This window comes from Rhodanobacter sp. AS-Z3 (assembly GCF_029224025.1).
In the GTDB taxonomy this organism is placed as follows: domain Bacteria; phylum Pseudomonadota; class Gammaproteobacteria; order Xanthomonadales; family Rhodanobacteraceae; genus Rhodanobacter.
Genome location: NZ_CP119392.1, coordinates 4,042,878 through 4,055,737, shown reverse-complemented (window position 1 = coordinate 4,055,737; position 12,860 = coordinate 4,042,878). Strand labels below are relative to the sequence as shown.

The window sequence follows — 12,860 nt, the reverse complement described above, 5'->3', positions numbered from 1 at the left end:
CTCCAGGTCAAATTTCACCAGATCGGCGGGAAGCTCCTGCTGACTGACATGCAGACCCTTGAAATCAAGCACGCCCTCGTCGTTGTTCTGCCAAGCAAACATGACCTGGAAGAGCGGAGTGAGATCCAGCCGTCGCGGTGGCTGTGCAATTTCGACCACCTGTTCGAACGGAAGGTCCTGATGCGCCTGTGCGCCAAGCGAAACATCCCGGACACGAGCGAGAAGATCCGCGACACGGGGTTCACCGGACAGATCGATGCGCAATGCAAGCGTGTTGACGAAGAAACCAACCAGGGATTCGATTTCCCGCCGATTGCGGTTTGCCGTCGGGGTACCGATGATAAGATCATCCTGCCCACTGAGCCGCGCGAGAACGGCTGCCCAGCCGGTGAGCACGGTCATGTATAACGTCGCATCATGCCGTTGGCCCACGCGTTTGAGGGCTTGCACGAGCGATGCGTCCACGGACATCGGTACCCACGCCGCCGCATAGGATTGTTCGGGAGGACGCGGACGGTCCGCGGGCAGCGCGAGTAGGGAGGGTGCGCCGGCAAGCCTGCGACGCCAGTAATCCGCGTGCTCCCGCAGACGTTCGCCCGTCATCCAGTGCCGCTGCCATGCCGCGTAATCCGGATACTGGATGCCCAAGGGCGGCAACGGATCGGGACGGCTATCGGCAAACGCGTTGTAAAGAGCAGTCAGCTCGCGAACGATGATGCCAATGGACCAGCCGTCGGAAACGATATGGTGCTGGTTGAGCACAAAGACATGTTCGTCTTCGGCAATGCGAATCAGGCGCGCGCGAATGAGCGGGCCGGTGGCGAGATCGAAACCGACGTGGACCTCTTCGTCGAGCAACGCGGCCAATGCCGTTTCGGCATCGGCATGCGCCGTGAAGTCGTGCTCCGGCATGGGCATGCCGTGACTGGTATCCAGCAGCTGCACATGAGGCACGCCATCGTGAGCGCGAAACACCGTGCGCAGACCTTCGTGGCGCGCAAACAGCCGATTTAACGCTTCGCGCAACGCGGGAAGTCGCAGTGTTCCGCGCAGACGCAACGCCAGCGGGATGTGATACGTCGCGCCTACATCGTCCAGCTGCGCCAAGAACCACAAGCGCTGCTGGGCAAACGACAATTCGAGCAAGCCGTCGCGTGTGGCGACCGGAATGGGCGGCAGTTCGTCCGCATGGCCCTGACATCCGGCGACGCCTTCTACAAAGTCGCGCAGGATCGGACGCTCAAACAGCAGCGACAGGGGTAGTGCGGTTCCATAGGCTTTCGCCAGGCGACTGGTTACCCGCGCAGCCAGCAACGAATGTCCACCCAGTTCAAAAAAGTGATCATGACGGCTAACGCGTTCTACACCGAGCAGTTCCTGCCATAGCCCGGCGACCATCGCTTCAGCATCGCTTGCCGGTGCTTCGTAAAGTTGGCGAACAATGGAGTTCTCATCGGGGGTAGGCAATGCCCTGCGATCGAGCTTGCCATTGGCGGTCAGCGGCAGATGATCAAGCACCACGAATGCCGCAGGTAGCATGTAATCAGGCAGTCGTGTGGCAAGGTGGGCACGCAGCGTCGCGGTGATGGCGGCAGTATCGGCACATGCATCACTTCCCGCGAGTACGACATAGGCAACCAGCCGCCGTTCGCCAGGAACATCCTCACGGACAAGCACTGCCGCCTCACCAAGTGCCGAATGTTCCAGCAGGTGACTCTGAATCTCGCTCAGTTCGATGCGGAAGCCGCGCAGCTTGATCTGGTCGTCGTTGCGGCCTGCGAACGCAAGATTTCCGTCGGCAAGGAAACGGACCAGATCGCCGGTGCGGTACATGCGTGCATCGGGTTTTCCATCAAACGGATCGGGGACGAAACGTTCTTTGGTCAATGACGGGTTGTTGAGGTAACCACGCGCGACGCCGTCGCCACCGATATAGAGTTCGCCGATGGTGCCGCGCGGAACCGGTTGACGATGGGCGTCCAATACGTAAGTGCGGACATTGGCGATCGGGCGTCCGATCGGCGGAGCCTCTTTGCTCCAGTCGCGTGGATCGGCCGGTAGAGTGTAGGCGGTCGCGACATGGGTTTCGGTCGGTCCGTAATGGTTGTGCAAGCGTCGCGACGATACTTTGCCGATCCAGCTGCGCAAACCCTGTCCGCATTCTAGTGCTTCGCCAGCCTGCGCGATCACTACCAGTGACGGCAAATCGGTCCCAGCCTCGACGGCTGCTTCCCGGATGGCGTCGATGACCAGGTTGGGCGCATAAAGCTCCTCTACCGCCATCGCTGCCAACCACGTTACGAAGTTGGCAGGATTGCGGCGAGTGTCTTCGTCTGGGATAACCAGCGTTTTCCCATGCAGCAAGGCGGCAAAGATTTCCTGTGCCGAAACATCGAAGCCGAGTGCCGTGAATTGGACGATACGACCACCTTCGCGACCTGGAATCTGTCGGTGATGCCAAGTCAGCAAGTTGACCAGTGCGCGATGCGGCATCTCCACGCCTTTGGGCACACCGGTGGAGCCGGATGTATACAGGGCATAGGCAAGCTGCCCCGAGTGCATTGCGCGTGCCGGATGGTCCGGATTTGTCTTCGATTCCCTAGACCATCCGTCCGGTTCGGCGAGTTGGATGACAACGCGTGCGGTCAGCGCGGCCGAACCGATCGCTTCGTAACCGGCCGGGTCGGCGATTACGACCGCAGGTTGTGCATCGTCCAGAATGCGCAGAAGCCGCTCCGCCGGATAGGCGGTATCGAGCGGTATGTAATAGCCCCCGGCCTTCAGGGTCGCGAGGATGCCGACGATCGCCGGCGCGCCGCGGCAAGCGCAGATTGCCACACCACGATCCGGGCACACGCCGCGTGCTATCAAATGATGTGCAAGCAGGTTGGCCTGCGTGTTTAGTTCGGCATAGGTAAGCGTGCTCTCGCCCGTATCGATGGCGATGACGTCCGGACGGCGGCGGGCCTGTATTTCAAATAGCTGATGCAGGCACTGGTCGCGCGGATAATCGACCACCGTCTCGTTAAACGTCTGCAACAACAGGCGACGTTCGTCTGCGCCGAGTATGTCGACACGCGCCAGCGGATCGGCTGTGCCGTCTATCATTGCTTGCAGCATCAGTCGCAGGTAGCCAGCCTGACGCTGGATGGTATCGCGATCGAACAGCGCGCTGGCGTATCGCAGAGAACCTTCGATGACATCGTCGTGTTCGAACAAGTCCAGCTCCAGCATGAAGCGGGCATAGGAGCTCGGCAGTTCGACATAGTTAACATGCAGTCCACTCATGTCGGCGAGTTCGCTCTGGTTCGCCTGCCAGAGGAACATGGCCTGGAATAACGGCGTCTGGTCGAGCCGCCGCTCCGGTTTGACCAGCTCCACGACCTGCTCGAACGGCAGATCCTGATGATCCTGTGCTTCAAGGGTGGCTTTGCGTACGCGGGCCAATGCTTGTGCAATGCTTGGCTCACCCGAGAGGTCGATGCGCATCGCGAGGGTATTGACGAAGAAGCCGATCAACGGTTCGATCTCGCGACGGCCGCGATTGGCAACCGGACTGCCGATCACGATGTCGTCCTGGCCACTGACGCGTGCAAGCACGGCCGCCCATGCGGCTAGCAGTGTCATGTACAGGGTCGTTCCGTGTTCGCGGCTCAGACGCTTGAGCTGTTCGGTTATCGCTGCATCGAAATGCAAGGGTACGCTATCGCCTTCAAACGTGGCCTGCGGCGGTCGCGGACGATCCGTTGGAATGGCCAACAGCGTCGGTGCATCGGCCAATGTGCGCTGCCAGAACGAGGCCTGCGCGGCCATGCGATCGCCGTCCAATGCGCGCCGCTGCCAGATCGCATAGTCGGGGTATTGCACTTCGAGCGGTGCCAGCGGGTCATCGCGTCCCTCGCGAAAAGCTGTATAAAGCGTGTTGAGTTCGTGCGTGATGAGCCCGATCGACCAGCCATCCGAAACGATGTGGTGATGGATAAGAAGAAGGATGTGTTCATGCGTGGCGACGCGCAGCAGGCACGCGCGGATAAGCGGTCCCTCGGCGAGATCGAACGGTGTACGCGCCTCGCGCTGCGCGATAGCCATAGCGGCATCGTGCGGCGCGGCTGTGCTCGACAGGTCCTGATCATGCCAGGGCATCGCGGTATCGGCAGGCATGACCCGGCAGTGCGGCTCGCCTTCGCGCGTAAAGAACACGGTGCGCAAGCCATCATGCCGCGCGAGCATGCGGTTCAACGCGTGGCGTAACGCAGTGGCGTCAAGCGAACCGGTGAAGCGCAATACTAGCGGTACGTTGTAAGTGACGCTGACACCGTCCATCTGCGCGAGAAACCAGAGCCGCTGCTGCGAGAAGGACAGTGGCAGATCGCCTTCGCGGGGAGCGGCTTCGATGCGCTCGTCTGATGTTTTCCGCGTGGCTACCCCACGTGCCTTCGCTAATCGGCGAAGCTTTTCGATCGCCAGGGTATCTAGGCCGTCGAAAGGAGAAGTCAGATCAGTCATGGCGTGTTCTCATCCGCAAGCGCGAGTTGATTGAGTTGATCGGGATCGAATTCCTGCGCGAGCTGCGCAAGCAGTACCTGCCGGGAAAGCTCGGCGAGCGTGGGAAAACGGAATAGCACCGACGGTTCGAGCCGGAGTCCCGTTTCCGCGTCGATACGGCTGATCAGACGTATGGCGATCAGCGAGTGGCCGCCGAGGTCGAAGAAGTTGTCGTCGCGACCGACCCGCTCGACCTCCAGCAGCGCGCACCAAAGTCCGGCAAGCATGGTTTCGGTCTCACCTTGCGGGGCCACGTACGTTTGCCGAGACACCGCATCATCGCCCGGCACAGGAAGCGCTGCCCGGTCCAGCTTGCCGTTCGGCGTCAGTGGCCACGCAGGCAGCGTCACGAAAGCCGTGGGCAGCATGTAGGCGGGCAGCGTGTGAGTCAGATGCAACTTGAGCGATACCGCAAGGTCGTCGCGTACGCGCTCGTCACGGGGGATGACGTAAGCCACCAGGCGTTGTTCACCGGCATGATCGCGGGCGACCACTACCGCATCGCGTACAGCCGAATGTTCGCGCAAACGCGCTTCAATATCGCCCGGCTCGATGCGATACCCGCGCACCTTTACTTGATGATCGTTGCGCCCGAGGAACTCCAGCTCGCCGTTGGCAAGGTAGCGTACCTGGTCACCGGTGCGATACATGCGTGCGGCGGCGAACGGACTGAACGGATCGGGTACGAAATGCGCAGCGTTGAGTTCCGGCCGCGCGTGATAGCCGCGCGCAACCCCGTCACCACCGATATATAATTCGCCGACAGCACCCAGCGGCACCGGCTCGCCATGGGAATCGAGCAGATAGATGTGGGTGTTGGCAATCGGCCGGCCGATGGAAAGATTCGCCGCCATCTGCGGCGCGCGCATGTCCACGCGTGCAATCGTCGACCAGATCGTCGTCTCAGTCGGACCATACAGATTCCAGACCTCGTCGAAGCGTTCGCACAACCGTACAGCGAGCGCAGGACTCAGCGCTTCGCCGCCGCACAGCACGCGCAAACCAGCCGGTAGTGCCTCGCCCGTGCTATCTAGCAGTGCGCGCCACCCGGCCGGTGTGGCCTGCATGACTGTGATGTCTTGTTCGTGCAGCAAGCGGCGCAAGCGCGCCGGATCCGCCGTATCATCCCGCCCAGCCAACACGAGACGTGCGCCACGTGATAGGGGGAGATGGATCTCCAAGCCGGCGATATCGAACGAAATGCTGGTTACAGCGAGCAGGCGATCATGCGCGGTGAGACCGGGTTCATGCGCCATCGCGTTCAAGAAGTTAAGCACCTGCCGATGCTCGACGATCACGCCTTTCGGTATGCCGGTGGTCCCCGAGGTATAGATGACATAGGCCGCATCGCTCTCGCGTGCGCCGAGTGTACGCAAATCCGGGTTACTATCCGGCTGCGTCGACCAAGCGTGCGGATGGTCGAGATCGACGATGGTTCGCGTGGCGAGTAACTCCCGACCCATTGCGTTGTGTCCAGCGCTGTCGGCAAGAACCAGCACGACATCCGCGTCGTCGAGCACCGTGCGCAGCCGTGCGGCCGGATAGGAGGCATCAAGCGGTACATAAGCGCCGCCGGCCTTGTGTATGGCGAGCATCGCGACGACCATCACGACACCGCGTTCGACACATAGCGCGACATGGGTATTCGGGCGAACACCTAGCGCGATGCAATGATGGGCAAGGCAATTGGCTTGCGTGTTCAATGCTGCATAGGTGAGCGACTCACTGCCGGCGACCACAGCAATCGTGGAGGGTGAATGTGCGGCATGTTGTTCGAATGCCCCATGGATGCGCAGCTCGCGCGGCCACTGCACATACGTGTCGTTGCGAGTCCGCAGCAGATTCCGTTCGGCTTGCGGAAGTATCGCTATGCGCGATACAGGTTTTCCCGCGTCCGCCACCATGGCGCGTAACGTTGCCTCCAGATAGCCCGTGTACCGTTCGATGGTGGCCCGGTCGAAAAGGGCGGTGGCATAAGCGAGTCCGCCGACGATCGCGCCGTCACGTTCGCCAAGACTCAGCTCAAGGTCGAAATTGACGCTGTGCGTGGCAAGCGGGAGCGTCTCAACGCTTAAGTCCACAAGCGAGAGCTCCTGCGCCGCATGGGTGCGCCAAGCGAGGATCACCTGAAACAAGGGCGCATGGTCGAGCCGCCGCGGCGGATTGATGATCTCGACCACTTGTTCGATTTGCAGGTCTTGGTTCGCCTGCGCATCGAGGGTGGTTCGTGCGACACGGGAAAGCAGTCCGGCGACATCCGGCTCGTCGCTGAGATCTATACGCAGGGCTATCGTGTTCAAAAAGAAGCCTATCAACGGCTCCAGCGCGTGCTGGCTACGATTCGCTGTGGGTACACCGATCACCACCTCGGATTGCCCCGACATACGGGAAAGCACTACCGACCACGCGGCCAATACCGTCATGAAAGGACTTGCGCCGTGTGCGCGCCCCAGCTGCCGGATGTCTTCGCTCAGCGCAGCATCCAATGTCACCAGCACAACGTCACCCACGTAGCTTTGTTCGGGCGGTCGCGGGTGATCGAGCGGAAGCGACAGTAAGGGCGGCGCACCGGTAAGTCGCTCGCGCCAATAGGTCGCTTGGTGATCGAGCGCGGCCGCCGTCAACCAGCGCTGCTGCCAGGCGGCGAAGTCCGGATACTGGATGTCTAGCGGCGCCAGGGTATCGTTGACCCCGTCGCGGCAAGAGCGGTAGAGCGTGCCGAGTTCCTGCGTCAGCAGGCCGATGGACCATTCGTCTGCAACAATATGGTGAAGGGTCAATAACAACAGATACTCGTCTTGCGCGACGCGCAGTGTGCGCGCACGAATGAGCGGGCTTGCAGCCAGGTCGAACGGTGCTGTCGCTTCGGAAATGAGGACTGCCTCTAGCGAGGAAGTATCGCCGCGTATGTCTTCTGCACGTAAGACCGGCAGCGCATCGGGTGTAAGTAGGTAGGCTTCGGGCAAGCCATCGCGCATGCTGAATACGGTGCGCAGGCTGGCATGCCGCATAAACAGCAAGCTGAATGCACGGCTTAGCGCCGCTACGTCCAACGTGCCACACAGACGAAACTGCAATGGAATGTTGTAGGTCGGATTGATCCGCTCGAACTGAGCGAGGAACCAGAGACGCCGTTGCGAGAAGGAAAGCGGCAGCGCGCCTTCGTGCGGGATGGGTACTATCGGCGGCAACACCTTTGTATCGTTATTTGTGCGCGCCACATCGATCGCCAACGCCAAGCGATCGATCTGCGGCGTTCTGAACAGTGCCGACAAGGGCAGCGTGACACCGAATGCCTGTGCGATGCGGCTAAGCAATCGCACGGCGAGCAGCGAATGACCTCCCAACTCGAAGAAATGATCGTGACGGCCGACGCGCTCGATATCGAGCAGTTCCTGCCAGATACCGGCGAGGATGGTTTCGACCTCGCCGTGCGGCGCTTCATACCCCAAACGGGCAAAGGCTTCGTCGTCCGGAACCGGCAACGCTTTGCGATCGAGTTTGCCATTTGGCGTGAGCGGAAACGCTGCCATGCCGATGTAGGCAGCTGGAATCATGTAGTCGGGCAGACGTGGCGCCAGATGCGCACGCAAAGCCGCCGCCAGATTGCCCGACGCATCCGCGCCGACCACCACATAAGCTACCAGGCGCTTGTCGCCGGTCGGATCCTGACGCACCAACACGACGACTTCGCGTACCGCCGGATGCTCGGCCAATCGCGCTTCGATCTCGCCCGGTTCGATGCGATAGCCGCGGATCTTCACCTGATCATCGACACGCCCCATGAAAACCAAGTTGCCATCGGGCAGATAGCGGACCAGATCGCCGGTTCGATACATGCGTGCATCGGGCCGTGCATCGAACGGATCGGGCAGGAAACGTTCGGCGGTTAGTTCCGGACGATTGAGGTAGCCGAGCGCCACGCCAGCGCCACCGATATACAACTCCCCCACCGCACCCATCGGCACCGGTTGGCGATGTGCATCCAAGACATACAGACGCGCATTACTGATGGGGCGACCGATCGGAATGCTCTTGGTTTCCCGCGCATGGCCCTCGATGAGATACGTGGTCGTGAATGTGGTCGCTTCGGTGGGTCCGTAGGCGGCGAGCAGACGCTGCGGGTGCGGTCCCTTGAGCACGCGGGCGATCACCGTGGGATCGAAGGCTTCGCCACCGGTGATCAGGGTTTTCAACTGCGGCATCACCGCCGTCAGTGCATCGGCGATCTGGTTGAACAGGGCGATTGTCAGGAAGATGGTATCGACCGCGGTGCGGCGCAGTGTTTCGACGAACGCCTGGACGGAGAGCACGGTGGCGTGATCGATCACCACGGCGACGCCTCCATTGAGCAGCGGACCCCACACATCCATAGTGGCGGCGTCGAACGCGGGATTGGAGACGAAGGCCACCCGGCTGTCCGGACCAAATGCGGCATAACCGTTGTTGCGCACCAAACGGTTGATCGCGCGATGCGGGACCAGCACACCCTTGGGTAGACCGGTGGAGCCTGAGGTGTACATCACGTAAGCGACCGAACCGGCATCGACTTCGCGATGCGGGTTGTCGACGCGACTCTCACCATGCAGTAGTTCGTCAATACCCACCACCGGCGCACCGATGGCCGGCGCGGCATGTGCCGAAGCAGCAATCACCCAGCGCGCTCCAGCATCTTTGACCAACCACGCTTGACGCGTTTCGGGAAGTTGCGGGTCGACCGGCACATAAGCGGCACGCGCCTTGAGAATAGCCAATTGAGCGATGACCAGGTCGGCGCTGCGCTCAAGCAGGACCGCTACGAAGTCACCTGAACCGGCGCCGATGGCGATCAGCCGATGGGCGATGCGATTGGCGCGCGTGTTAAGCTCAGTGTAAGTGAGCGAAGCATCGCCGTCGACGAGTGCCACGGCGTCAGGGCGTTGGCCCACCTGTTCCTCGAACAACACATGCACGCCGACATCGTGCGGATACTGTGCGACGGTGTCGTTGAAGGTCTCAAACAACTGCGTGCGTTCGCCGTCGCCCATTAGAGCGATGTGTCCGACCGCTTGAGCCGGATCGGCCGCCATGGCGACAAGCACGCGAACGAAGTAGTCGCGGTAGCGCGCCACCGTTGCATGGTCGTACAGCGCTGTGGTGTAGTTGAGTTCGCCGACGATCGCCTCATCCTGCTCGCGCAAGGTGAGTTCGAATTCAAAACGTACCGTTTCGTGCGCGACGGGCCGGGGCACCGTGGCGAGGTCGGCCAGTCGGAGACTCCCCTCGTCGTGGCTTTGCCACGCGAGCATCGTCTGGAACAGTGGCGTGCGTCCTGGTAGGCGCTCGACCTGAGACAGCTCGACAACCCGCTCAAACGGAAGGTCCTCGTGATCCTGTGCGCCAAGCACGGTGTGGCGAACGCGCTCGAGCAGTTCGGTCACGCTCGGATCGCCCGAAAGATCGACGCGTAACGCAAGCGCGTTGACGAAGAAGCCGATGAGCGATTCGGTTTCGACCTGCCCGCGGTTGGCGGTGACTCCGCCGATCACCAAGTCGTGCTGTCCCGACAGACGCCACAGCACCACGGACCAACCCGCGAGGACAACAGCGAAAAGCGTGGTGCCGTGGTGCTGGGCCACGCGGCGAAGGCGTCGCGCGAGTTCGACATCGATATGCACGGGATGCCCGCGACCCTTCGGCGATTGCTGTGCGGGCGGTTCGCGATCGGTCGGCAGCGCGATGCACGCGGGTGCACCGGCAAGTGCACGCCGCCAGTAGTCCGACTGCACACGTTCACGTTCGCCCGCAAGCCATGTACCGTGCCATGCGGCGTAGTCGGCGTATTGCAACGGCAAGGGCGGCAGGGAAGCGGTACCATCTTTCACCAAAGCGTCGTAAAGCTCGCCGATATCGCGCAGCAGCGGCGCGTACGACCAGCCGTCCGACACTATGTGGTGTTGGACGAGTAAAAGCACATGCTCATGCGCATCCATGCGGATCAGACTGGCACGCGCGAGCGTATCCCTGGCGAGATCGAATGGAGCTTGGATATCGTTTGCCAGAATGAGGTCAAGGACCTGCGCAGCGTCGGACCGGCCTTGCAGATCGTGGAACGATTGCGGCATCGGTGTTCCGATCGGATCGATAAGCAGCACCGGTTCGCCATCGACGGTTATGAAGCGGCTACGCAGACCCTCGTGCCGATCGAGAACGCCATTCAGTGCTCCGCGCAGTGCAGTTTCGTTGAGCGCACCATGCAAAACCCATGCGGCGGGCATGTGATAAGCCGCACCAAGGTCTTCCATCTGAGTGATGAACCACAGGCGTTTCTGAGCGAACGACGGCGATGCGGGAGTGCCCGGACGCCGCGGCACCAGCCCCGTTTCGCTGGATGCCGAATCAGCGCCGGCGATCAGCGTTGCCATGTCGGCGAGCGATTGCGTACCTGCCAGTGCGCTCTGTGCCAGTTCGACACCAAATGTGCGACGGACCCGGCTGAGCAGGCGGACAAGGTGCAGCGAATGGCCACCCCGGTCGAGAAAGTGATCGTGTCGGCCCACGCGACTCACACCGAGCAACCGCTGCCAAAGGGCCGCCAGGCTTTGTTCGGTATCGCCCTGCGGCGGCTCGTAGGCACGCTCGGCGCAGTAAGCATCCGGATCGGGAGCAGGCAGGTTGCGGCGGTCGACTTTCCCGTTCGGTGTGAGCGGCAGCCGTTCCAGCGTGACGAAAGCCTCGGGTACCAGATGCACGGGAAGCCGCGCGGCAAGCCACTCGTGCAACGATGCATGCAGACGGTTATCGGTTCCGGGAACAGGCACCACGTAAGCGACCAGCCGACGGTCGCCGGCCCCATCATGCGGCGCGCTGGCGAGGCACGCCGTGACCGATGAGTGCTCGATGAGTACCGATTCCAGTTCGCCCAGTTCGATGCGCATGCCGCGGATCTTTACCTGGAAATCCATGCGTCCAAGCAGCTCGATTGTCCCATCGGGCATGTACCGCGCAAGATCGCCGGTACGGTAGAGGCGTTCACCCGGTATCGTTGGCCACGGATGCGGAATGAATTTCTCGGCGGTGAGGGCTGGCCTGTTCATGTAGCCGGCGCCCATGCCGGCACCACCCAGATGCAATTCGCCAGGTACGCCCGGTGGCAGGAGTGCCATGTCCGCATCGAGGATCAGTGCGCTTTGGTTGGCGAGCGGTCGGCCATAGGGAATGCTTCGCCACGCGGGATCAATCTCGTCGACCGGATAAAAAGTCGAATCGATCGACAGTTCCGTGGCGCCACCGGCCGTGACGAAGCGCATTCGCGGGAACGCCGCGCGCGCACGGTTTGGTTGCGACAGCGGAACCCAGTCACCACCCAGTAGCGCGACACGCAAGCTGTTGCGGTCGTAGCGACGCTCACTGGCGGCCTCCAGCAACGCATCCATCAGCGCGGGTGCGGAATGCCAGAATGTCACCGACCTCTCCTGCATGACGTCAAGCCAATGGTCCGGATCCTTCAGGTGATCGAGCGACGGAAAGATCACGCAACCGCCCGAGCGGAACATGCAGAAAATGTTGCACACAGAAATATCGAAACTCAGCGATGAGACGCACAAGACGCGATCGGTTTCGCCGAGTTCGAGGCGGCGGCAGTAGTCCTCGATGTTGTTGATGCGGCCGCGATGATTGAGCAGCACGCACTTGGGTTGGCCGGTGGAGCCAGAGGTATAGATTGCGTACGCGAATGCGTCTGCGGGCACGTTGTGCGACAACGGTTTCACCGAATACTCGGCGAGGGTTCTCCATTCATCGAGCGCGATGCGAGGAAGTTTGAGTTCTGCCGTGGCGACTGCGCCCTGGCCCCAGGTCAGCAATGCACTCAATTGTGCGTCGCCGGCCATGTAACTGATGCGACTTGCCGGGTAGCCCGGATCGATGGGCACGTAGGCGGCGCCGGCTTTCATCACGCCGAGCATGCCTGCCACCGTTGCTGCCGATTTCTCCGCGCAGAGTCCCACCTGATCGCCGGGCCTTACACCAAGCGCAACCAGGCGATGTGCAACCTGATTTGCGCGTCGATCCAGTTCGTCGTAGCTCCATGCGCCATCGTCGGCGACGACGGCCAGGCGCTGCGGATGCGCAGTGGCCTGCCGCTCAACCAGGCCATGCAGGGTCACCTGATCGTCATAAGCTTCCGCAGTGGCATTCCATTCGTGCAGTGCCCGCGCGGCGTAAGGTCCTGCCACAGTGGGTGCGGCATGCAACGTGCTGTCGCCACGCCCCCATAGCGCTTCGACCAGCATGCGCAGCTGATCAAGCACTTCTGCCGCTGCCGTGGCGCTCAT

Annotated in this window: 2 protein-coding genes (1 of these 2 only partly in view); both read right to left on the bottom strand. The window is 61.6% G+C overall.

Annotated features, from left to right (window positions below; all coding sequences use genetic code 11):
• Positions 1 to 4,506 carry the start of a non-ribosomal peptide synthase/polyketide synthase gene (locus PY254_RS18035; protein ID WP_281013430.1) on the bottom strand. Its footprint begins 14,970 nt before the window's first position, so only the first 4,506 of its 19,476 coding nucleotides appear in the window; it begins with the start codon at positions 4,504 to 4,506; the stop codon falls past the left edge of the window.
• The gene (locus tag PY254_RS18030) at positions 4,503 to 12,860 is read right to left on the bottom strand and encodes a non-ribosomal peptide synthetase (protein WP_281013429.1); all 8,358 of its coding nucleotides are present in this window, start codon (positions 12,858 to 12,860) and stop codon (positions 4,503 to 4,505) included. Before PY254_RS18030 ends, PY254_RS18035 begins: the two co-directional genes overlap by 4 nt.

What these genes read in the sequence shown, in the direction of transcription:
- PY254_RS18030 (WP_281013429.1), bottom strand. Translation starts at nt 12,860, where the DNA reads ATGAGCGCCACGGCAGCGGCAGAAGTGCTTGATCAGCTGCGCATGCTG.